21 protein-coding genes are annotated in these 22513 nt (G+C 65.4%); 11 read left to right on the forward strand and 10 right to left on the reverse strand.

Features of this window, described 5'->3' with window-relative positions:
• Window positions 1-255: 255 nt before the first annotated feature.
• Window positions 256-612, reverse strand: coding sequence for a response regulator (locus tag ACP146_RS01495; protein ID WP_422364994.1), 357 nt, complete (start codon window positions 610-612; stop codon window positions 256-258).
• Between the two features lie 290 nt (window positions 613-902).
• Here ACP146_RS01495 and ACP146_RS01500 point away from each other — a divergent pair, with 290 nt between their 5' ends.
• The 9 genes from ACP146_RS01500 to ACP146_RS01540 all read left to right on the forward strand — a co-directional run bounded on the left by ACP146_RS01500 (window position 903) and on the right by ACP146_RS01540 (window position 11812).
• Window positions 903-1265 carry an arsenate reductase gene (locus ACP146_RS01500; protein WP_422364995.1) on the forward strand — a complete coding sequence of 121 codons (363 nt, stop codon included), beginning with the start codon at window positions 903-905 and terminating at the stop codon, window positions 1263-1265.
• Between the two features lie 157 nt (window positions 1266-1422).
• Window positions 1423-2706 (forward strand): MFS transporter, encoded by a 1284-nt coding sequence (locus tag ACP146_RS01505; RefSeq protein WP_422364996.1) that lies wholly within the window; start codon window positions 1423-1425, stop codon window positions 2704-2706.
• 248 nt (window positions 2707-2954) lie between these two features.
• Complete coding sequence (locus ACP146_RS01510) at window positions 2955-3422, forward strand: MaoC family dehydratase (protein WP_422364997.1); 468 nt, start codon at window positions 2955-2957, stop codon at window positions 3420-3422.
• A gap of 210 nt (window positions 3423-3632) precedes the next feature.
• A complete protein-coding gene (locus ACP146_RS01515; RefSeq protein WP_422364998.1) occupies window positions 3633-4595 on the forward strand; it encodes a bifunctional riboflavin kinase/FAD synthetase in 963 nt (320 codons plus the stop codon).
• 156 nt (window positions 4596-4751) lie between these two features.
• A complete protein-coding gene (gene ileS / locus ACP146_RS01520; protein WP_422364999.1) occupies window positions 4752-7616 on the forward strand; it encodes an isoleucine--tRNA ligase in 2865 nt (954 codons plus the stop codon).
• 41 nt (window positions 7617-7657) lie between these two features.
• Window positions 7658-8137, forward strand: a complete 480-nt coding sequence (lspA, locus tag ACP146_RS01525; RefSeq protein ID WP_422365000.1) for a signal peptidase II — start codon at window positions 7658-7660, stop codon at window positions 8135-8137.
• Between the two features lie 27 nt (window positions 8138-8164).
• Window positions 8165-8731, forward strand: a complete 567-nt coding sequence (locus tag ACP146_RS01530; RefSeq protein ID WP_425032146.1) for a DUF3035 domain-containing protein — start codon at window positions 8165-8167, stop codon at window positions 8729-8731.
• 233 nt (window positions 8732-8964) lie between these two features.
• Window positions 8965-10344: a M16 family metallopeptidase gene (locus ACP146_RS01535; RefSeq protein WP_422365002.1), complete on the forward strand. Its 1380-nt coding sequence runs from the start codon at window positions 8965-8967 to the stop codon at window positions 10342-10344.
• Between the two features lie 79 nt (window positions 10345-10423).
• Window positions 10424-11812, forward strand: coding sequence for a M16 family metallopeptidase (locus ACP146_RS01540; protein WP_422365003.1), 1389 nt, complete (start codon window positions 10424-10426; stop codon window positions 11810-11812).
• 22 nt (window positions 11813-11834) lie between these two features.
• Here ACP146_RS01540 and ACP146_RS01545 read toward each other — a convergent pair whose 3' ends face one another.
• The 3 genes from ACP146_RS01545 to ACP146_RS01555 are packed head-to-tail and all read right to left on the reverse strand — an operon-like array spanning window position 11835 to window position 14884.
• Window positions 11835-14018, reverse strand: a complete 2184-nt coding sequence (locus tag ACP146_RS01545; RefSeq protein WP_422365004.1) for a molybdopterin cofactor-binding domain-containing protein — start codon at window positions 14016-14018, stop codon at window positions 11835-11837.
• Between the two features lies 1 nt (window position 14019).
• A complete protein-coding gene (locus ACP146_RS01550) occupies window positions 14020-14472 on the reverse strand; it encodes a (2Fe-2S)-binding protein (protein ID WP_422365005.1) in 453 nt (150 codons plus the stop codon).
• Between the two features lie 37 nt (window positions 14473-14509).
• Window positions 14510-14884, reverse strand: coding sequence for a c-type cytochrome (locus tag ACP146_RS01555; RefSeq protein ID WP_422365006.1), 375 nt, complete (start codon window positions 14882-14884; stop codon window positions 14510-14512).
• 206 nt (window positions 14885-15090) lie between these two features.
• Here ACP146_RS01555 and ACP146_RS01560 point away from each other — a divergent pair, with 206 nt between their 5' ends.
• Window positions 15091-15855 (forward strand): AraC family transcriptional regulator, encoded by a 765-nt coding sequence (locus ACP146_RS01560; protein ID WP_422365007.1) that lies wholly within the window; start codon window positions 15091-15093, stop codon window positions 15853-15855.
• A 9-nt stretch (window positions 15856-15864) separates the two neighbouring features.
• Here the strand turns inward: ACP146_RS01560 and ACP146_RS01565 are convergent, their stop codons facing one another.
• Window positions 15865-16281: an Hsp20/alpha crystallin family protein gene (locus ACP146_RS01565; RefSeq protein WP_422365008.1), complete on the reverse strand. Its 417-nt coding sequence runs from the start codon at window positions 16279-16281 to the stop codon at window positions 15865-15867.
• Window positions 16282-16459: 178 nt separating this feature from the next.
• Here ACP146_RS01565 and mutL point away from each other — a divergent pair, with 178 nt between their 5' ends.
• Window positions 16460-18301: a DNA mismatch repair endonuclease MutL gene (mutL, locus tag ACP146_RS01570; protein ID WP_422365009.1), complete on the forward strand. Its 1842-nt coding sequence runs from the start codon at window positions 16460-16462 to the stop codon at window positions 18299-18301.
• A 193-nt stretch (window positions 18302-18494) separates the two neighbouring features.
• Here the strand turns inward: mutL and ACP146_RS01575 are convergent, their stop codons facing one another.
• The 5 genes from ACP146_RS01575 to ACP146_RS01595 all read right to left on the reverse strand — a co-directional run bounded on the left by ACP146_RS01575 (window position 18495) and on the right by ACP146_RS01595 (window position 22505).
• On the reverse strand, window positions 18495-19511 hold the full coding sequence (locus tag ACP146_RS01575; RefSeq protein ID WP_422365010.1) for a threonine ammonia-lyase: 1017 nt from the start codon (window positions 19509-19511) through the stop codon (window positions 18495-18497).
• A 40-nt stretch (window positions 19512-19551) separates the two neighbouring features.
• The gene (gene rsmD / locus ACP146_RS01580; RefSeq protein WP_422365011.1) at window positions 19552-20118 is read right to left on the reverse strand and encodes a 16S rRNA (guanine(966)-N(2))-methyltransferase RsmD; all 567 of its coding nucleotides are present in this window, start codon (window positions 20116-20118) and stop codon (window positions 19552-19554) included.
• Window positions 20093-21250 (reverse strand): pseudouridine synthase, encoded by a 1158-nt coding sequence (locus tag ACP146_RS01585; RefSeq protein WP_422365012.1) that lies wholly within the window; start codon window positions 21248-21250, stop codon window positions 20093-20095. Before ACP146_RS01585 ends, rsmD begins: the two co-directional genes overlap by 26 nt.
• Window positions 21251-21259: 9 nt before the next feature.
• Complete coding sequence (locus ACP146_RS01590) at window positions 21260-21985, reverse strand: gamma-glutamyl-gamma-aminobutyrate hydrolase family protein (RefSeq protein ID WP_422365013.1); 726 nt, start codon at window positions 21983-21985, stop codon at window positions 21260-21262.
• Window positions 21986-22061: 76 nt separating this feature from the next.
• Window positions 22062-22505 (reverse strand): DUF3775 domain-containing protein, encoded by a 444-nt coding sequence (locus ACP146_RS01595; RefSeq protein WP_422365014.1) that lies wholly within the window; start codon window positions 22503-22505, stop codon window positions 22062-22064.
• Window positions 22506-22513 lie beyond the last annotated feature (8 nt).

Raw genomic sequence — 22513 nt, forward strand, 5'->3', positions numbered from 1 at the left:
ACAATCCTGCGTAGCCGAATTCGCTTACCAGCTTGTCGACCCCGCAGGTTGGTTATTCTCCTAATTTTTACAGAGTTATCAACCAGAAAACGTAAGTTTTCTTTGGTTAACCCATGTTAAGCGTAAGGTGATTTAAATGTTTCGGACAGGTCCAGCGGCTGTTCCAGCAAAAGCTGTAGCTTGGGCTCAAACAACCTCAAATTGATAGCACCGTGTCTCGCAGATTGTATTAGATGGTTAAATTTAACGTTACGATTAGCCGTCTTCTTCAAGTACGGAGATAAAGCTATCAATGTTGATCGGTTTTCTAAGGAGGACAAAGCCTGCCTTTTTGACCGAGTCTGCGACCTCTGTGGAACTGTCGCCGGTGATCACCAGGCACCTCACCGCGCTGCCCAGCGCCTCGCGTACGGCGTTGGCCGCGGCAAGGCCGTTTTCTTGGCGCGAAAACCAATAGTCGGCGATGATCCAGGATGGCGCGGTGTCGGCATCGCGCAGCTTCCTGACGGCGTCACCGCTGCTGGCGCCTGTCATCACCTGGGCGCCGAGCCGCTGCAGCATCCGCTCGGTGGCCCGGCGGACCAGGTCGTCGTCCTCGAAAAGCAGGATCATTTTCCCTTCGAGCGGGGTTCGGCTTTTACGTTTGCTGGCGGGATCATTTGCGCTCATGACGATAGAGCTACCGTCCTCTCGCCAAGTGTCAACAGGATAAGGCGGATTTCAGGCGACAGCCCCGATTTTGACCGCCCTCAGGCTGCCGCCTCTGCCGGAAACGGTGTGCGACTCGGCGTCCGATACAGGCGTCCCACGCTTGGCAAGCGGCCCTCTCTGTGACATGGCAGAGCATCGGGCGCAGAGCATCGGGCGCAAAGCATCGGGAACCGAGAAAGGACAACAGCCTCATGACAACGCTCTATGGACTGAAGAATTGCGATAGCTGCCGCAAGGCGATCGCCTTCCTGAAGGCCGGAGGCTGGCCTTATCGGTTCCACGATCTGCGCGACGACGGACTTCCGGCCGATGTTCTGGCGGACTGGGTCGAGCAGGTCGGTTGGGAGCCGCTTCTGAATCGGCGCAGCACGACCTGGCGCGGTCTGTCCGAAGCGGAAAAGAAAGATCTCGACGAGGAAAAGGCTGTGCGCCTGATGCTGGCCGCGCCGACCCTGGTCAAACGGCCGGTGATCAGGCTGGCGGAGCGCACGGTGGTGGGCTTCGGCGCGCCGCAGCAGGCCGAGGTGGGGACGGCCCTCGGGGCGGCTGAATAGATCCCCGGCCAGATGAAACCTGAGCCGGGCCTGGGAACGCCGGATCACCGGACGGCGAATTCGTCTGTTCGCGTCCGCGGTCTGACGCAATCCCGCAAGCGCGGTATCGCGCCGGGGGGCATAAGCGCGTGAGGTAAGGGTAATGGCGGGTTCACCGATGTTTGCAGCAGTTCGCTCCGCCTGGCCGCTTTTTGTCGGGCTCGGCATGATCATGTTGGGGAATGGCCTGCAGGGCTCGCTTCTTGGCATCCGGGCAGCCGCTGAAGCCTTCTCCACAGAGACCACCGGCCTGATCATGTCTGGCTACTACGTGGGCTTTCTGGCCGGCGCCCTGGTGACCCCCAGGGTCGTGGGGCAGGTCGGCCATGTCCGGGTTTTTGCCGCCCTGGCCTCCACCGCCTCGACGGCTGCGCTGCTCCATGCCGTTTTCGTCGATCCGCTGATGTGGGGCGGCATGCGCTTCCTCACCGGGTTCTGTTATGCCGGCCTCTACATCGTTGCCGAATCCTGGCTGAACGACCGCTCCACCAACGAAACCCGCGGCTCCATGCTCTCGGTTTACATGGTGGTGGTGCTAGGCGGCATCGCCGGCGGACAGTTCCTGCTCAACCTCTCCGATCCGAACAGCTTCGTGCTCTTTGTCCTGGCTTCGGTGCTGGTTTCGCTCGCCCTGGTTCCGATCGCGATCACCGCGAGCGCGGCGCCGGACTTTTCAGCGCCCAGCCCGGTCGGCATCGTGGCGCTTTACCGCGCGTCGCCGCTCGGTGTGATCGGTTCCCTGGGGACCGGCATGGCCAACGGCGCGATCTTCGCCATGGGGGCGGTTTTCGCCGGGCTGGCCGGGCTCGAAGTCTCCGAGATCGCGATTTTCATGAGCATGCTGGTCTTCGGTGGCATGGCCTTTCAATGGCCGATCGGCCGTCTTTCGGACAAGCTCGACCGGCGGCGCGTTCTGGCCGGCGTGACCTTCGCGGCGGCGCTGTTCAGCTTTGCCGGTCCGCTTTTTGCCGGCGGCCCGGTCGTCGGGCTTTATGCCATGGCCTTTCTGCTGGGCGGGATGAGCTTTCCCATGTATTCGCTCTGTCTTGCCCATACCAATGACTATATGACGCCCAAACAGATGGTTGCGGCCAGCGGCAGCCTGATGCTGGTCAACGGCACTGGGGCGATCTTCGGGCCGCTTGTCGTCTCTCTGCTGATGGGCAGAACCGGTGCCGATGGGTTTTTCACCTTCGTCGGGGCGATCCATGCCGCCATCGGCGTCTTTGCGATCTATCGCATGACGCGCCGTCCCTCGGTGCCGCTGGAGGACCAGGGGCCCAGCGTGCCGGTGGCGACCTCGATGAATGCGGCGACGGCGACCCTTTCGCTGGATGCCTACCGCGATCATATGGACCGCGATCTGGCGGCGATGACGGTCAGCAAGCGGCGGCGGCGCTGAAGCGGGCTTCAAGGCTGCCGCCAATACCTGCCGGTAACAGCGCGATCGGATTGCTCATTTTATGAGCGCTGCGGAATTTTGCCCTTTCCTAAGGCAAGTTTTACCAAAGTCTGTAATGCTTTCGCTCTCTTCGCATCCGCGAATTCGCACTTGCGAAGCGATCGGCGATACACTAGAGTAGTAATAATAATATTGCCGATTCGCGCAAGACAAAGAAATATAGTTTCATTGGCTGAGGGTTGGATCAGATGCAGGAAAAGCACGGCTACTTCCTCGAAGACCTGTCTGTCGGAATGACGGCGGTATTCGCGAAGACGGTCAGCGAGGCGGACATTACGATGTTCGCCGGGATCTCCGGCGATACCAATCCCGTCCATCTGGACGAAAGCTTTGCCGAGCAGACCATGTTCTCCGGGCGCATTGCCCACGGCATGCTCTCGGCCAGCTTCATTTCCACGGTTTTCGGCACACGGCTGCCGGGTCCGGGCTGCATCTACCTGCGCCAGGATCTGCGCTTCAAGGCGCCGGTGAAGGTCGGCGACACGGTCCAGGCCAGGGTCACGGTGAAGGAAATCGTCGCGGAGAAGAAGCGGGTCGTTTTCGATACCGTCTGCTCCGTTGGCGAAAAAGTGGTGCTGGAGGGTGAAGCGACCCTGATGGTCAGCAGCCGTGCCGACATACCGGGGCTTTCCGGAGAACCGCAGGCCGCCGAATAGGCGTCTCTGCGAAAGCGGTCCTGTCACGGCCCGTTGCCGGGCCATCCCCCTACAACAGAGCTATCCAGACCTCGCCGGTCAGGCTATCTTCACGCCCGCAAAAAGCGGAATCGCTGGACCGATTCGGTCGCAAGACCGGCACTTGGCTTGGTTTCGTACCTGTTCTGATCAACGCTCCGATTTACGCAAGGCGCCGGCCCAGCCCAAAGAATGGCAATTTTCCGACACAGCGGTGAGGTTTCCGAGGACGCGAAAGGCTGCGTCGTCGTCATCGGCAACTTCGACGGGGTTCACAAGGGGCATCAGACCCTTCTGGCGGACGCCCGCAAGATGGCGAATCAACTGGACGCGCCCCTGGCGGTCCTGACCTTCGAGCCGCATCCGCGTTCGGTTTTCCAGCCCGATCAGCCGCCCTTTCGCCTGACTTCCTTGCGCGCCAAGGCGCACGCCCTGCAGGAGCTGGGGGTCGATCATCTTTTCGTGCTGCATTTCGACCGGACCTTTTCGCTGCGCCCGGCAGAGGCCTTCGTCGAGGAGATTCTGGTGGCCGACCTGGCCGCGCGCCACGTGGTGGTCGGCTGGGATTTCTGCTTCGGCCATAAGCGCCAGGGCAACGTCGCCCTGCTGAAATCAATGGGCGCCAAGCTCGGTTTCGGCCTGACGGCCGTCGATCCGGTCATGACCGGCACCGGCGCGGTTTACTCCTCCTCGATCATCCGCAAACAACTGCGCGACGCCCAGCCGCGCGAGGCTGCCGCCTTGCTCGGGCGCCCCTGGGAGATCGAGGGAAGAGTGGAAAAGGGTGACCAGCGGGGCCGCACCATCGGATTTCCGACGGCGAACATTGCGCTGGGGGACTATCTGGCGCCGGCGCCGGGCGTCTATGCCGTCTATGCCGGGCGCGATCCCGGGGTCGAACACGGCGAGGAGACCCTTTGGTCCCCGGCGGTGGCCAACCTGGGTCACCGCCCGACGGTGGCCGGTGAGGATCTGCGCCTGGAGGTCCATCTCTTCGATTTTACCGGCGATCTCTACGGCGAAACCCTGCGTGTCCGGCTGATCGACTATCTGCGCCCGGAAAAGAAGTTTGACGGACTTGACGCTTTGCAGGCACAAATCGCCGTCGATTGCGGCCAGGCCCGCGAAATCCTGGCCCGGATCGGCCCGCATTGATGCCAAAGGTTCGGGCGGTCCGGTCCTGAGCCGCCGGTCGCGATAGCCGGCTTCCGATTTGGCCGGCGTCCAGTTTGGCAAGCGTCCAGTTTGGCAAGCGTCCAGTTTGGCAAGCGTCCAGTTTGAACGAAAGCCCTGAGCAAGAAGAACCACGCGATGAGCGTCGATTACAAAGCCACCGTCTTCCTGCCGAAGACCGAATTCCCGATGCGCGCCGGTCTCGCCAAGCGAGAGCCGGAGACCCTGGCCCGTTGGGCCGAAATGGACCTCTTCGCGCAGCAGCGCGAAGCCTCCAAGGAGCGCGAGAAGTTCATCCTCCATGACGGGCCGCCCTACGCGAACGGCCATCTGCACATCGGCCATGCCCTCAACAAGATTCTGAAGGACGTCATCAACCGCGCCCATCAGATGCTCGGCAAGAACGCCCACTACGTGCCGGGCTGGGACTGCCACGGCCTGCCCATCGAGTGGAAGATCGAGGAGCAGTATCGCGCCGCCGGCAAGGACAAGGACACGGTCCCGGTGCTGGAGTTCCGCCGCGAGTGCCGCGACTTCGCCGCCGGCTGGGTCAAGGTCCAGACCGAGGAGTTCAAGCGCCTGGGCGTGTTGGGTGACTGGGAGCGACCCTACACCACCATGTCCTTTGACGCCGAAGCGCAGATCGTGCGGGAGATCGGCAAGTTCCTCGACAACGGCGGAATCTACAAGGGCTCCCGCCCGGTGCTCTGGTCAGTGGTCGAGCGCACCGCCCTGGCCGATGCCGAGGTCGAGTATCACGACCATGTCTCGCAGACCATCTGGGTGCGTTTCCCGGTGGTGAAGGCGGCCAATCCCCTGCTCGAAGGGGCCTCGGTGCTGATCTGGACCACCACCCCCTGGACCATCCCCGGCAACCGCGCCATCGGCTTCGGGGAGGAGATTGCCTATGGCGTCTGGCAGGTCGACACGCTGGGCGAGGACAGCCATGCCCGCGTCGGCGAGAAGCTGGTTCTGGCCAAGGACCTGGCCGAGACGGTGAAGGCCGATGCGAAGATCGAAACCTGGACGCACCTGGGCGATTTACCTCTGGCTGACGGCATGGCCGGGACGCTCTGCGCCCATCCCTGGCGCGGCTTTGCGCCGGCCGAGGGCGGTTACGCCTTCGATGTACCGGTGCTGCCCGGCGACTTCGTCACCACCGAACAGGGCACCGGCTTCGTCCATATCGCCCCGGGTCACGGCGCCGACGACTGGGCGCTGGGCCTGCAGCACGGCATCGAGATTCCCCAGACCGTCGACGGGACCGGCGCCTTTTACGATCATGTGCCGCTGCTGGCCGGGGCGCTGGTCTATGACGCCGACGGCAAGCCGGGCGATGCCAACGGGCGGGCCATCAAGGCCTTGGCCGAGGCCGGACAGCTGCTCCACAAGAGCCGCCTGAAGCACAGCTATCCCCATTCCTGGCGCTCCAAGGCGCCGCTGATCTTCCGCAATACGCCGCAGTGGTTCATCTCCATGGAGACCAATGATCTGCGCGACAAGGCGCTGAAGGCGATCGACGAGACGCGCTTCGTGCCGGGCACGGGCCGCAACCGCCTGCGCTCGATGATCGAACAGCGCCCGGATTGGTGCATCTCGCGCCAGCGTCTCTGGGGCGTGCCTCTGCCGATCTTCGTCGAGAAGAAAAGCGGCGAGCCGCTGCGCGATCCCGCGGTGATCGAGCGGGTCGCGACGGCTTTCGAGGAAGAGGGCGGCGATGCCTGGTTCTCCAGCGACCCCCAGCGCTTCCTCGGCAACGAATACAAGGCCGAGGACTACGAGCAGATCACCGATGTGGTAGAGGTCTGGTTCGATTCCGGTTCGACCCACAGCTTCGTGCTGGAGGCGCGGCCCGAGTTGAAGTGGCCCGCCGATCTCTATCTTGAAGGCTCCGACCAGCATCGCGGCTGGTTCCACACCTCGCTGCTGGAATCCGCCGGCACCCGGGGGCGGGCTCCCTACGACGCGGTGTTGACCCACGGCTTTATCCTGGAGGAGCAGGGTAAGGAGAAGATGTCGAAGTCGCGCGGCAACGCGCTCTCGCCGCAGGACGTGGTCGACAACCAGGGCGCCGACATCCTGCGCCTCTGGGTGGTCGCCTCGAACTACGAGGAAGATCTGCGCTTCGGACCGGAGATCCTGAAATATCAGGGCGATGCCTACCGCCGCCTGCGCAACACCCTGCGCTATCTGCTCGGCAACCTCGACGGATTTCACGAGAGCGAGCGGCTCGACGCGGCGGAGATGCCGGAGCTTGAACGCTGGGTGCTGCATCGCCTGGCGGAGATCGACCGCCAGGTCCGCCGGAATGTCGAGGACTTCGACTTTCACGCCCTCTATCAGGCGGTCTACACTTTCTGCGCGGTGGATCTCTCGGCCTTTTACTTCGACGTGCGCAAGGACGTGCTCTATTGCGACCGGCCTGATTCGCTGCGCCGCCGCGCCTGCCGTACGGTGCTTGATGAAGTGTTCTCCTGCCTTACGGCCTGGCTGGCGCCGATCCTTTGCTTTACGGCGGAAGAAGCCTGGTGGACCCGCGGTGCGGGCCCCGAGGAAAGCGTGCATCTGCGCACCTTCCCCGAGGTGCCGGCGGCCTGGCTGGATGAAGACCTCGCCCGCAAGTGGGCTGCGGTGCGCGAAGTGCGCCGGGTCATCACCGGCGCGCTGGAGCTGGAGCGCGCCGACAAGCGCCTGGGCTCAAGCCTGCAGGGCCACCCCGAAGTCTTTATCGAGCGGCCGGAGCTTTTGACGGCGGTGCAGGACGTCGAGCTGCAGGATATCGCCATCACCTCGGCCGTGACCCTGAACGAGGGGGCAGGACCCGCGGAAGCCTTCCGGCTGGAAGAGGTATCAGGTGTCGCGGTGGTGGTTCGCCTCGCCGAGGGCAACAAGTGTCAGCGCTGCTGGAAGGTCTTGCCGGAGGTCGGCGCCGTGGCGCAGGCGCCGGACACCTGCCAACGCTGCGCTGACGCAGTGCAGCATCTCGGCGCCGCGGCGCAGTAAAATTGGTAGCAGAGTAAAACCGGCAGCAGACAGTGGGCAGCATGCAGCGGATCCTCGGTATCGCGACCGTCGTCTTGATCCTGGATCAGATCAGCAAGTGGCTGATTCTGGCGGTGGTGATGCAGCCGCCGCGGCGCATTCCGGTGACTGATTTCTTCAATCTGGTGCTGACCTACAACACCGGCGTCAGTTTCGGCCTGTTTCAGGGCGATTCACCGCTGCGGCCCTATTTTCTCTCCGCGATCGCCCTGGTGATCGTCGTCGGGCTGCTGATCTGGGCGCGCCGCCAGCCGCCCGGGCTGCTGACTTATGGCGTGGGCGGTGTTGTCGGCGGTGCCATCGGCAATGTCATCGACCGCATGCATCAGCCCGGTGTGGTCGATTTCCTGGACTTTCACGTCGCCGGCTGGCACTGGCCCGCCTTCAACATCGCGGACTCCGCCATTGTCTGCGGCGTGGCGCTCATCCTTGTTGACGGCTTGTTTGAAGGCCGCAGGAAGGGTTATAAGGAGCCGGGGTAAGGGAGGTAGGCAACGATGGAAGCGAAAATGACTTTCCGTGTTTTTGTCGCCAGCGCTCTTGTGCTGGGTCTGTCCGCCTGTGGCGGCTTTCAGGAACAGCTTGGCCTGACCAAGCAATCGCCTGACGAATTTCGCGTGGTTTCCCGCGCGCCGCTGACGGTGCCGCCGGACTTTGCCCTGCGCCCGCCGGAGCCCGGTGCACCGCGCCCGCAGGAGGGCACGCCCGCCCAACAGGCCGAGCGCGCGGTCTTCAGTAATTCCACCGGACTGCCGGCCGTGGCGTCCCAGACTGCCATCAATCCCAATCGTTCTGTCGGCGAGCAGTCGCTGGTGAGCGCGGCGGGCGCCGGCAATACTGACCCCAATATACGGCTCATAGTTGATCGTGAGACGAAACAACTCAATTCTGAGTCTGAGCGTTTCGTCGATGCGCTGGTTTTCTGGAACGCTCAGAGCCCGGCGGGAACCGTTGTCGACCCGGCCGCGGAAATGAAGCGGCTGCAGGAAAATGCGGCTCTGGGCCTGCCCACCACGACCGGGGCGACACCGCAGATCGAGCGCCGCCGGAAGGCGCCGCTGGAAGGCATTTTCTAAGCCGGGGTCTTGGCCGGGACCGGGGCTTCGGTTTCCCGGCCCCGCTGGTCGCATCTTGGCCCCTCGCCTTTACGCGGGTGCCGGTATCCGGTCCCGCAGCCGGGTCAGATTACGGAAGTTTCATCTCTGGTGATGCTGCGGTCGCTTGCGGCCTTGCGGCTGCGTGCCATATAGACTCCTATGACCGGGCCTGATCGACTGCTATCGGGCCGCTGCTACTGGGAAGGCTGCAGATGAGAATTCCGCGCGATACGAAGGCTTTCTTGAGCCTTTGCCGTCTTTTGGCCTTCGGGCTTCCTGTCCTTCTCAGTATTGCGGTGCTGCGCCCTGATGGCGCTGAGGCCAAGGTTTTCGATCCGGTCAGCTTCACCCTCGACAATGGCCTGCAGGTCGTCGTGGTGGTGAACCGGCGGGCGCCGATCGTCTACCACTCGGTCTGGTACCGGGTCGGTGCCGCAGACGAGGCGGCCGGCGAGTCCGGGCTGGCGCATTTCCTGGAACACCTGATGTTCAAGGGGACCGAGTCATTGGCGCCGGGTGAGTTCTCGGAGATTATCGCCGCCAACGGGGGTCGCGAGAACGCTTTTACATCCTGGGACTACACCGCCTATTTCCAGACCGTCGCTGCCGATCGCCTTGAGACGATGATGAAGCACGAGGCCGACCGCATGGCCAATCTGGTGCTGAGCGATGCGGTAGTGGACCCGGAACGCGACGTGGTGCGGGAGGAGCGCCGCAGCCGTATCGACAACGAGCCCCGGGGCCAGTTGGGCGAGCTCATTCGCGCCACCCAGTTCCTCAACCATCCCTACCGCATCCCGATCATCGGTTGGGACCACGAAATCGAGGAATTGAGCACCGAAGCGGCGCTGCGCTTCTACAAGCGCTGGTACGCACCGAACAATGCCATTCTGATCGTCGCCGGCGATGTCGATCCGCAGGAAGTGCGCGAACTGGCGGAAACTTATTACGGACCCATTGCAGCCGGCGATTTCCCGCCGCGCGAACGGGTGGCGGAGCCGCCGCAGAATGCCGCACGGGAAGTCATCCTGCGCAGCCCGCGGGTGCGTGAGGCTTCGCTCTCCATCAGCTACCTGGCGCCCAGCTATCGCCAGGCCGAAGACGATGACGCCTACGCTCTTCAAGTTCTCTCGGAGATTCTGGGCGGCGGCGCGACCAGCCGTCTCTACAGCCGCTTGGTGGTGGATCAGGGTATCGCCGCTTCCGCGGGCGCCAGCTACCGGCCGATGGCCTATGACTATACGACCTTCGATTTCTATGGGGCGCCACGCCCGGGTGGCGATGTGGAAGCGGTCGAGGACGCGCTGCGCAAGCAGATCGCCCTGCTGCTCGAAGAGGGTGTATCGGCTGAAGAGGTTGAGGCGGCGAAGAAGCGCATGGTGGCCAGCGCGGTCTTCGCCAGGGACAACCTCAGCACTGCGCCGCGCATCATCGGTATGGCGCTGACCACCGGCGGCAGCCTTGAGGCGATCGAGGCTTGGCCGGAGCGGATCGGCGCGGTGACTGCCGAGGAAGTGAATGCGGCGCTTAAAAAGGTTCTGCGCGAAGAGCAGTCGGTGACCGCCTATCTGCTGCCGAAGCCGACGACCTGATCAACCGACTGATGAGGCGCCGCTTCTGAGCGTTGCTCCGGAGCGTCGACTGCCTCAACGAAGCCAAAGGAATTCAGACATGCGTGAGCGCAAGCATCAGACAGCAGCCTTGGCGGCTTTGCCGGCGCCGCGTCTTTTTCTGGCCGGACTGCTCGCCGTCCTGACCGTCTTGATCGCTTTCCAGGCCCGGGCGGTCGAGGTTCAGCGCGTTGTCAGCCCGGGGGGAATCGAAGCCTGGCTTGTCGAAGATCACAGCAATCCGATCATCTCCCTGGATCTGGCTTTTCAAGGCGGAGCCGCCCTGGATCCGGCCGGTAAGCCGGGGCTTGCCTATATGGTCTCGACCCTGATCGATGAAGGGGCGGGCCCGCTCGACTCCCAGAGCTTCCAGGGGACGCTGGACGATTTCTCCATCAGTCTGCGCTTCCGCGCGGGCCTCGATTCTTTCAGCGGCTCGCTTTCGACCCTGAGCGAGAACCGCGCCAAGGCTTTCGAGCTCTTGCGTCTGGCCTTGACCGCGCCGCGCTTCGACATGGAACCGGTGGAGCGCATCCGCAGCCAGATCCTGTCGCGTCTCTCCCGTGAGGCCGAAGATCCGGACACCGTGGCCAGCCGTACCCTGCGCCGCCTGATGTTTCAGGACCATCCCTATGCGCGGCCGACCCGGGGGACCGAGGCAAGCATCGTGGCGATGACCGTCGATGATCTGCGCGGCTTCGTGCGTGCGCGCTTTGCCCGCGACCAGTTGTTCATCGGCGTGGTCGGCGACATCACGCCGGCGGACTTGGAAACCTTGCTCGACGCGACCTTCCTGCCGCTGCCGGCCGAGGCGGAACCCTTTACGGTTCCCGAGGCCACGGTGGCGAACGCCGGCGACGTTGTGGTCATCGAAAAGAACATCCCGCAGTCGGTGGTCGCCATCGGTCAGGGCGGCATCAAACGCGACGATCCGGACTACTACGCCGCCTATGTAGTGAACTACATACTGGGCGGCGGCGGCTTCTCCTCGCGTCTTGTCGAAGAGGTGCGCGAGAAACGCGGCCTGGCTTACTCGGTCTATTCCTATCTGGGGCCTCTTGATTACGGCGCCCTGGTGGCGGCCGGTACGGCGACGCAAAACGAGCGGGTGGGCGAGTCGATCGACTTGATCCGCGCCGAGTGGGCCCGCATGGCCGAAGAGGGGCCCAGCGCGGAGGAACTGGAACAGGCAAAGCGCTTTCTCACCGGCTCCTTTCCTCTGCGCTTTTCCAGCTCCGGCAGCATCGCCGGCATGCTGGTGGGCATGCAGCTCGAAGGCCTCGGGATCGACTACCTCGACCAGCGCAACTCCTTCGTCGAAGCCGTCGACTTGGCCACGGCCAAGCGGGTCGCGAAAGAACTCTACCGTTCGGAGGACCTGACGATGGTGGTGGTGGGCACCCCCCAGGGCGTCACCCCGACCCGAGAGGCTCCTGCGGACGGCAGCTAACCAAGCGCCGTCTCGACGCTCGTCAAGCCAGCGCCGCCATCACCCGGTCCGGCGTGAAGGGCAGGTGACGCAGCCGCCTGCCGGTCAGGGCGTAAAAGGCGTTGGCGACCGCCGCGGCCACCATGGGGGTGCCGACCTCGCCGATGCCGGTCGGCGGCCCGTCGCTGACTTGCAGTTGGATGTCGATCTCGGGCACTTCGTCGGCGCGCAGGACCTCGTAGTCGTAGAAGTTGTTCTGTACGACCTCGCCATTCTGGATCGTAATCGACTCCTTCAGGCTGCTGCTGAGGCCGAAGACGATGCCGCCTTCGATCTGCGTCAGGGCGTTGTCGGGTGAGACGATCAGGCCGGCATCCACAGCCGCCCAGAATCTCTGCACCGTGATCCGCCCGCTGTCCCGCTCGACGGCGACCTCCGCGATACCCGCGGCCATGGAGTCACCGTAACCCGCGAAGGAAAGGCCGAGCGCCGTTTTGCCCGTCGGACCTCCCCAGCCGGCGCGCTCTGCTATCGTTTCCAGCAGCCGCCGGCCACGTGTGTTGTCGTTCATGAGATCCAGGCGGAAGGCCAGTGGGTCCTTACCGGCGGCTTCCGCCAGCTCGTCCATGAAGGCCTCCGCGGCGAAGCTGGTGTAGCTCGCCCCGATCCCGCGCCAGGGGGCCAGCCGGGCCCGCCGCTCGGTGATGACATGCTCGGCCAGCAGGTCGTCGATGGCATAGAACTTACTCTCCGACCCGCGCACCGAGATGATGTCCGTTGGCGCCACTTGGTCCCAACGCAGCGGGTTGAAATAGGCAATGACCGAAGGCGTCGCGATGCGGTGATGCCAGCCGCTGAGCCCGCCTTCGGCGGTCAGGCCGGCGCGCAGCTTTTGCGCCGCCGCCGGGCGAAAGGCACCGTGCTTCACGTCGTCCTCGCGAGTCCAAACCACCTTCACCGGCCGCCCGACCGCTTTTGAGGCCAGCAGCGCATCGCGCAGGTATTCCTGGGTCAGGGCGGTGCGGCGGCCGAAGCTGCCGCCCATGGTCATCATGTGCAGGCGGACCCGATCCGGCGTCGTCTGCAAAACCTCGGTGATGGTCCGCATGGTCCAGCTCTGGGTCTGGCTGCCGACCCAGACTTCGGCGCCGTGTCCGTCGGCTTCGACGGCGGCCACCGCGGCCATGGGCTCGATCTGTGCGTGGTAGGCGTAGTCGGAGAGATAGTCCGCGCTGACCACCCGGTCGGCGGCCTCGATGGCCGCCGCGGCATCGCCGACGCTGCGCCAGGCGACGCCCGCGCGCGCCGCGTCGTCTGCCGCCGCAGTATAGTCCGCGAGATCCGCCGTGCTGTCGAAGGCGCGGGCCGGCGCCGTCTCGGTCCAGGTCACGTCCAGACTGTCCTTGCCGGTAAGGGCCGCCTCCAGTTGTTCGGCAATCACCGCAACGCCATCGGGCAGCTCAACCGTCCGCAAGACACCTGGGACGGCGAGCGCCGCGCTGTCGTCGATCTCTAGAGGCGTTTCCCCCTCTACCGGGCTGCGCAGCACCGCCGCGTAGAGCATGTCGGGAACCCGCACATCGATGGCGTAGCTTTCGCGCCCGCTGCTCTTGGCCGGTACGTCGCGGCGCGGAACGTTCTGGCCGATGAGGCGGTAGTCGCCACGGGCTTTGAAGTCGGTCTCGGACACCTCGGGGATTGCCGGCAGGGGGCCGGGCAGGGCGGCCAGCGCGCCGTAGCTCAGGCGCCGCCCGCTCGCGGCGTGTACCACATGGCTCGGTTCCGTCGTCAGGCTGTCCGGCGGTACAGACCACTCCTCGGCGGCGCGCTGGATCAGCAGGCGCCGCGCCTGGGCGCCGGCCGTCCTCAGGCTGTCGAAATAGCCGTAGACGCCGGTGCTGCCGGCGGTATAGAGCACGCCGCCGAAGATCGGGTTGCCGAAAGTCCGGTCGTCGCGGTTGAGCTGTTCGATCCGCACAAGATCCCAGTCCGCATCCAGTTCTTCGGCGAGGATCAACGGCAGGGCCGAAGAACTGCCCTGGCCCATTTCGGTCGAGGGAAAGACGATGGTGATGGTGTCGTCGGGATCGATCCGCACCCAGGCATTGGCCGCCAGGCCCTGGGCTTCTCCGCCTTCCGCTGATGCGACCTGAAGGATACCGCCGCTGCCGACAGCGAAGGTCAGCGCCGCGCTGTTGGCCATGAAGGCGCGTCTTGTCAAAGCCATCTCAGGCCTCCGTCGCGGCGCGCTGCACCGCCTTTACGATTCGGTTGTAGGTACCGCAGCGGCAAAGGTTGCCGCTCATCGCCGCGACGATCTCCTGACGCTGTGGGTTCGGATTCCCCTCAAGCAGCGCCGCCGCCCGCATGATCTGACCGGACTGACAATAGCCGCACTGCGGCACCTGTTCGGCGACCCAGGCCCGCTTCAGGGGGTGGTCCTCCGCGCCGGGCAGGCCTTCGATGGTGGTCACCGCCGATCCGGCGACGGAATCAATCGGCGTCAGGCAGGCGAAGGCCGGTTGGCCGTCGACATGCACGGTGCAGGCGCCGCACATACCCGCCCCGCAGCCGAATTTCGTGCCGGTGAGGCCCAGGTGTTCGCGCAGCACCCAGAGCAGGGCGGTATCCGGGGCGGCGTCGACGGTGACGCTCTCTCCATTGACCACAAGATCTGTCATGTCACTCCATCTCCATTGTCGGGACCGCTGGCCGGCTCTATTCGCTGCTCAGGATCCTCAGGTAGGCGACCAGATCGGCGGCATCGTCCGGATCACGCAGGGCAACCCGCATGGTGGTGCCCGGCAGGAAACCGCGCGGGTCGGTCACATAGGCCGTCAGGTTTTCCTCGTTCCAGACGATGTCGGCTTCGCGCATCGCCTGCGAGTAGCGGAAGCCTTCCACGCTGCCGGCGTTCTGGCCGACAATGCCGAAAAGATGGGGGCCGGCCCGGTTCTGCCCCAGCTCGATGCTGTGGCAGGCGGCGCATTGGCGGTAGACCCGCTCTCCGGCTGCCGGGTCGCCGGCCGCTTCCTGCGCCTTTGCGGCGGTCGCCGCCATGGCAACTGAGAGACTAAGGCCCGCCAAAACCATGCGCTTATGCGCTCTCGACGGACGATGTTTGGTGCTCGAGTCTTTGGCAGGATCCAACAGCAAGTCCTCCAGGATCAGGGGCGTGCCGAATCGGCAGGTCGGCGGCACGGGCGCGGCTTGGGTGCAAACCCGCTCATCGCTTGAATCTAGGGCTGCACTTCCCATCTGCCTTTCGAGATCCGGTCAAATTCTTTGGACGATCAGCCATGTACGATCTGGCAGATCACCCGGCGGACCGTGCAGCGGCGCCCATCGTCGGCGAATACTGGGATCAGCCGGGTCCGAACAGCGTGTCGTGGCACAGCCACCGGCGCGGGCAGTTGATCTACGCCCAGCGCGGTTGCGTGCGTGTGCAAACCGACGATGCGCTTTTCGTGGTGCCGCCGCACCGTGCCGTCTGGGTGCCGCCGGAAACCGAGCATGCCGCCCACTATCCGCGAGAAGTCGCCTTTCGCGGGCTGTTCGTCATCGCGCGGCTCTGTAAGACCCTGCCGCAGCGTCCGACCGTGATGCAGGTGGATTCCCTGACGCGGGAACTGATCGATGCCGCCGTGCGTCTGCCCTGGGACTACCCCGACGAGGGCCGGGAGCAGCGCTTGATGGCGGTGCTGATGGACCGGCTGGTTGCGCTTCCCGCGACCCCGCTGCGGCTGCCGGAAGGCCATGACGATCAGGTCCGCCGCGTGATGCAGGCTTTGCGGGACGATCCCGCCGACAACCGTTCGCTGGGGCTCTGGGCGCGCTCCGTGAATCTGAGCGAACGCACCCTGACCCGCCGCTTCGTGGACGATACGGGAATGTCCTTCGGCGCCTGGCGTCAGCAGCTTCGCCTGACCCTGGCTTTGGAACGGCTGGCCGCAGGAGAAGCGGTGACCACCGTCGCCATCGATCTCGGCTACGGCACGCCCAGCAGCTTCACCACCATGTTCCGGAAGGCCCTGGGGATGCCGCCCAGCGCCTACTTCTCCTAAGCCGAAGCGCTATCCCTGGCGCACCTCGATTTTCTTGGATGCCGGTTTTTCCGGGGCCTGCTTGGCGATCTTCAGGCAGAGCACGCCGTCGCTGAAGGCGGCATCGATGTTGTCGCCGTCGGCATCGGGGGGCAGGCGGAAAGAGCGCTGGAAGAGGCCGTATTCGCGCTCGGAGAAAAAGAAGGTGCGGCCCTTTTCCTCGTGGCTGTGACGCTTCTCGCCGCGCACGATCAGATTGTTGTCGTGCACCGAGACATCGACGTTCTCGGCCTTCACGCCGGGCAGCTCGACATTGATCTCGTAAGCGCCTTCCGATGTAGAGGCATCGGAGCGCGGGGCGAACCAGTCGGCCACCTTCTGACCGATGTTCTGCAGGGGCTCGTAAAGCCGCGGCCACCAGCCGGCAATATGGGATTGTTCAACCATCTCTACCTCGCGTCGGGGGAACGAACTACCTGGGGATTTGACCTTGGCGGCTCCCGGGCCGCCTTGATCCGGGTCAATCGTCTCCCCGGCCGGGCCGCTGCCGGCTTCGCGCGACTCCGCCAAGTCTGCTAGACTCTTCCGGCAACACAGCCGTTTCACACGAGGAAGCCCCGTTTCCATGCCGATCCGCCGTCTGCCTGAAACCCTGGTGAACCAGATCGCCGCCGGCGAGGTGGTCGAGCGTCCGGCTGCCGCGGTGAAGGAACTGGTGGAAAATGCCCTGGATGCCGGGGCGCGCCACATCGACGTGGTGCTGCGCGACGGTGGGCGGGCGCTGATCGCCGTCACCGACGACGGCTGCGGCATGACGCCGGAGGAACTGTTGCTGGCGGTGGAGCGCCACGCCACCTCGAAACTGCCGGACGATGATCTCGTCCATATCGCTTCCCTGGGTTTCCGTGGGGAGGCCCTGCCTTCCATCGGCGCGGTGGCGCGCCTCACCGTCACCAGCCGTCCGGCAGAGGCGGAGGAGGCCTGGGCGCTGAGCGTCGAGGCAGGCCGCCTGGGTGAACCGCAGCCCGCCGCCCACCCGCGCGGCACCCGGGTCGAGGTGCGCGATCTTTTCTTCGCCACGCCGGCGCGCCTGAAGTTCCTGAAGACGGCGCGGACTGAGGTGTCCCATGCTCAGGACACCCTGAACCGCCTCGCCATGGCGCACCCTCATGTGGGCTTCACCCTGAGCGACGGCGAGCGCAAACTGATCGGCCTCGCCCCGGCGGAGGGTGAGCTCTTCGATGCCCGTCTGAAGCGGCTTTCGGCCGTGATGGGGCGCGACTTTGCCGACAACGCCCTGGCGATCTCGGCGGAGCGCGAAGGCATAAAGCTGACCGGCTACATCGGCCTGCCGACGCTCAACCGCGGCAACGCCCAGCAGCAGTACCTCTTCGTCAACGGGCGGCCGGTGCGCGACAAACTGCTCTACGGTGCGGTGCGCGGCGCCTATCAGGACTTTCTCGCCCGCGACCGCCACCCGCTGGTGGCCCTCTTCGTCGAACTGCCGCCGGAGCAGGTCGACGTGAACGTTCATCCCAGCAAGGCGGAGGTGCGCTTCCGCGATCCCGGCCTGGTGCGCGGCCTCATCGTTTCCGCCGCCAAGCATGCCCTGGCCGAAGCCGGGCACCGTGCTTCCACGACCGTCTCTGATCTTGCCCTAGGCGCGCTGCGCCCGGCCAACGGGCCCGCAGCCGGCACCTGGGGGGCGCCGCAGGGCACGCGCCTGTCGCGTGGCTTATCGGAAGCGACCGCCCATTACGCCGCGCCGTTGGGCGGCAACCACGGACATGGCGCCCTGCCGGGATTGTCTGGAGCACCGGCAGCGGCGCCGCCTTCCGATCAATCCGGTGTGCACCCCGCCAACTCAAATGAAGGTGTGGTGGAGGGCTTTCCGCTGGGCGCCGCCCGCGCCCAGGTCCACGGCACCTATGTCGTTGCCCAGACCGGCGACGGCATCGTCATCGTCGACCAGCACGCCGCCCACGAGCGTCTGGTCTACGAGCGCATGAAGGACCAGTTGGGCGAGAAGGGCGTGGCCCGCCAGATGCTGCTGCTGCCCGAGGTGGTGGAACTGGAAGAAACCGCTGCCGCAAGGGTCACCGCCCGTGCCGAGGAACTGGCCGAACTGGGCCTGGTGCTGGAGGCTTTCGGTCCCGGCGCCGTGGTGGTGCGCGAGGTGCCGGCCCTGCTCGGCGAAGTGGATGTCCAGGGCCTGATCCGCGATCTCGCCGACGAACTGGCGGAACTGGGCGAGGCCCTGGCGCTGCGCGAACGCCTGGAGCATGTCTGCGGCACGCTCGCCTGTCACGGCTCGGTGCGCGCCGGGCGCATCCTCAAGGTCGAGGAGATGAACGCCCTCTTGCGCCAGATGGAGGAAACCCCGCACTCCGGCCAGTGCAACCACGGCCGCCCGACCTACGTCGAATTGAAGCTCGCCGACATCGAAAAGCTCTTCGGGCGGCGGTAGCACTCTTCTGACGCCGGAACCGCTTAGATCCTTTCCTCTTTCCCGCTTCGCGGGAAGCCCCCCTCACCCCGACCCTCTCCCACCAGGGGAGAGGGAGAACCAAATGGATCGCGGAAATACCCTCTCCCCTCGTGGGAGAGGGAGGGCCCCGCGTAGCGGGAGGGTGAGGGGGCTTTCCCTCTGCCGCAGTCGCCTACGCCAGTTCGCGCCCCTCGGCGACCATCTTGGCGAAGCGTTCTTCGCCGATGGTGCTGCCGCAGAAGATGATGCCGACGCGCTTGCCTTTACAGGCTTGCTTCAAAGGGCCCATGACCGCCGCGGTGCTGGCGGCGCCCGCCGGCTCCAGGGCGAGCTTCAGGCCGTCGTAAACCCGGGCCATGGCGCGCAACATCTCCGCGTCGTCGATCTGCACCAGTTCGTCGACATGGTCGCGGGCGACGGCGAAGGAATAGGGTAGGGCCATGGGGGCGCCCAGGCTGTCGGCGATGGTGTCGACCTTCTCCAGGGTCTGCGGGCTGCCGGCGGCAAAGCTGCGGGCCAGGCTGTCGGCGCCGCTCGGTTCCACGCCGATGATGCGGCAGTTCGGCTGCAGCAGTTTCATGGCCCGCGCCATGCCGGCGATCAGCCCGCCGCCGCCGACCGGGATCACCATGACGTCCAGGTCGGGCATCTGCAGGGCCGCTTCCCTGCCGCAGGTGGCGGTGCCGAGGATCGTCAGCGGGTTTTCAAAGGGATGGACGAAGCGCCGTCCCTCTTTCTCGACGATGCGGTCGACCGCGTCGAAGGCGCCGTGAATGTCCTCGGCCAGCACCACCTCGGCGCCCAGTGCGCGGCAACCGGCGACCCGCACTGGATCGGCGCTCTTCATCATGACGACCTTGGCCGAGACACTGCGCTGCCGCGCCGCCCAGGAGACCGCCAGGGCGTGATTGCCGGCGGAGACCGCCGTGGCGCCGCGCGCCGCCTCTGCGTCGCTGAAATCGAGGATGTTGAGCAAAGCGCCGCGGGCCTTGAAGGAGCCGGCGTGCTGGAAGAGTTCCAGCTTGCCGGTCACCTCCGCGCCCTCGGGCAGGTGGGTTTTCAGCGCCTCGGCCACCAGCGGGACCACGGGTGTTTCGACGATGCGGCCTTTCAGTTTTTGCGCGGCCGCCTCGATCTCCGCCAAGCCGGGCGCTTCCAAATCCGTTTTGTCCTGGCAGACCATGTCCATTTCGGGCTCCTGTCGTCGGCGCGGCGTAGGTTCGGGGGCTTCAGGCCTCGTGGCGCAGAAAAATCAGTTTCGCTTTGCCGTAAGTGCGGGCGTCCAGTTCGCTGAAGCCCGCGGGTGTCTCGAAGTCTTCCGTCTTCATCATCTCGACCGCCACCAGGGCGTCTGGCGCTACCCATCCGGCTTTCTTCAGGCTCTCGACCGCCTTTTCGGCGAAACCCTGGTTATAGGGCGGGTCGAGGAAGACGAGGTCGCAGGGTGCCGGGGCCGGCCTGGGGTGCAGCACGTCGCAGGCCAGCAGTTCCGCGTTCTCTTCCTCGCCCAGGGCGGTGATGTTGGCGCGGCAGATCTCGATGGCCGGGGCATAGTTTTCCATGAAGGTTACCTGTTCCGCGCCCCGCGACAGCGCCTCCAAACCCAGGGCACCGGTACCGGCAAAGGCATCCAGCACCCGGGCGCCGGGCAGGCGCTTGGCCCCTTCCTCGCTGAGCTTGCCGCTGGTCAGGATGTTGAACAGCGCCTCGCGCGTGCGGTCGGCGGTGGGACGCACGGCAAGATCGGCGGGGGTCTTCAGGCTGCGGCCCCTATGACGGCCGGCGACGATTCGCATGGCTCTTGCGCGTATCCTTCTTTCCAACGGCTTTGCGGCCAGTCTTACTTGCAGTCTTGTTTGCGGGTTTGCCCGTTCGGGGCTTTGCCCGCACTGCCTTGCCGGATGTGGGTTTGGCTGCGGCTTTTTTCACGCCCGTCTTTTTCACGGCCGTCTTTTTCAGGCCCGTCTTCTTCGCGCCCGTCTTGTTCGTTGGGCCGCTCCCTGCCGGCTTTGCTTTCGCTGCCGCCCCGGATCGCGCCGGCTTTTGCGCCGCCTTGGCCGCGGCCTGACGCTTGCTGGTTTTGGTGCCTGCCGTACCCTCGGTTTTCTCCGGCTTTTTGAAGCCGCGGCGGGAGCCCGGCCGGTTGGGCTTCGGCTTTGCCTTGGCGAAACCCTTGCCGCGCGGTTTGCGCTTCTCGCTGCTCTCCAGGCCCAGGGCTTCGCGCAGCCGCTTGGGCGGTACCTCCTCCAGGTTCCGGTTCGCCAGTTTGCCGAGGGAGAAGGGGCCGTAGGAAATCCGGATCAGACGGTTTACCGAGAGTCCCAGATGGGCGCAGATCTTGCGCACCTCGCGGTTCTTGCCTTCGCGCAGCCCGATGGTGAGCCAGGCATTCGCGCCGGACTGGCGGTCGAGCTGGGCCTCCACCGGGCCGTAGTCGACACCCTCCACCGTGATGCCCTTGGCCAGGGCCGCCAGCCGTGCCGTGGTGACCCGCCCGTGGGCCCGGACGCGGTAGCGCCGCAGCCAGCCGCTGGCCGGCAGTTCGAGCTGCCGTTTCAGGGCACCGTCGTTGGTCATCAGCAACAGGCCCTCGGAATTGATGTCCAGGCGGCCCACCGCCTGCAGGCGCGGCAGCTCGGCCGGCAGGCGGTCGAAGACCGTGGCGCGCCCCTGAGGGTCCCGGGTGGTGGTCAGCTCGCCGCGCGGCTTGTGATAGCGAAACAGGCGCGGGGCCTCGGCCTCCGGCAGGGGCACGCCGTCGACCTCGATCACGCTCTCGGCGGTGACCACGGCGGCGGGGCTGTCCAACACCCTGCCGTCCAGGGAAACCCGTCCGGCGGCGATCCAGGCCTCGGCGTCGCGGCGCGAGCAGAGCCCGGCACGGGCGATGACCTTGGCGATACGCTCGCCCTTCTGAATTTCGACCATGGTCGTGTCCTAGGCGGCGGCGGAGACGAAGGCGCGGAAAATCGCCTGATCGGCTGGGGTGATGGCGAACTCCGGGTGCCATTGGACGCCGAGGCAGAAGCGGTAGCCCTGCGCCTCGATCCCCTCGATCACACCGTCCGGCGCCACGGCGTTCACCTGCACGCCCGGGCCGACCTCTTTCACCGCCTGATGGTGGGCGGAATTCACCGGCAGAACCTCGGCGCCGCAGATGGATTTCAGCAGGGTCTCGCCGTTCAGGGCCACGTCATGGCCCGCCTCATCGCGGGGATTGGGCTGCTCGTGGGCGAGGGCGGCCTCGACCTCATCGGGGATGTGCTGGATCAGGCTGCCGCCCAGGACCACGTTCAGCAACTGCTGGCCCCCGCAGATGCCGAAGACCGGCATGTCGCGTTCCAGGGCGCCGCGGACCAGGGCTGCCTCGAAGGCGGTGCGGCGGTCCTTGGTATGCACGGTTTCGTGGCGGCTGTTAGCGCCGAAGAGGGCCGGATCGACGTCGAAGGCCCCGCCGGTGATCATCACGGCGTCGACCCGCGCCAGATAGGCCTCGGCCTTCTCCGGTTCGTGGGGCAGCAGGATCGGCAGACCACCGGCGTCTTTCACCGCTTCGGCGTAGTTCTGCCGCACGGCATACCAGGGGAACTTCGACCAGCCGCCGGCGGCTTCCGAGTCCAGCGTGATGCCGACCAGAGGTTGTGATGAGAGCGTTTTTGCCATGGCCGCACTCTAGGCGCGGTTTGCCGCCCTCACAAGCCCCGCCGGATTGCCCTTTCGGGGCCGTTTCATGTCTGCCCTAGACGGCGTTTCCCTGGTCTTCGCAGCGGTGGCCGAGGGCGGTGAAGCCCTCTTCCAGCAGGTCGCCGAACAACGGCATGCCCAGCAGATAGGCCGAAGACGGCCCGGTGTGGCGCTCGTTGGCGGCCTCCGTCGCGGCGTCCCACTCGCTGCGGTCGAAATCGCCCCGGCCGACCCAGGTCATGGCCACCAGTTCCGCCTGCTGCTCCTCGTTCAGGTCCTCGATGACCTGGCGGATCTCCTGGGCCACCGGGTCGTCGCCGTAGTCGACAAGGACGTCATGCATGTCGTCTTCGCCGGGCTGGGAGACGTCGTCGCGTTCCGAGGGGGCGACCTTCACATCGAAGGCGCGGGCCTTGGCGATCAGAAAGCAGACCGTGCCCGGATCGATATCCAATTCCACGGCATCGACATCCATCGCCGCGCGTTGAGCCTCAGACATGACGTTTC

This window comes from Pelagibius sp. (genome assembly GCF_965249265.1).
In the GTDB taxonomy this organism is placed as follows: Bacteria; Pseudomonadota; Alphaproteobacteria; order Kiloniellales; family Kiloniellaceae; genus Pelagibius.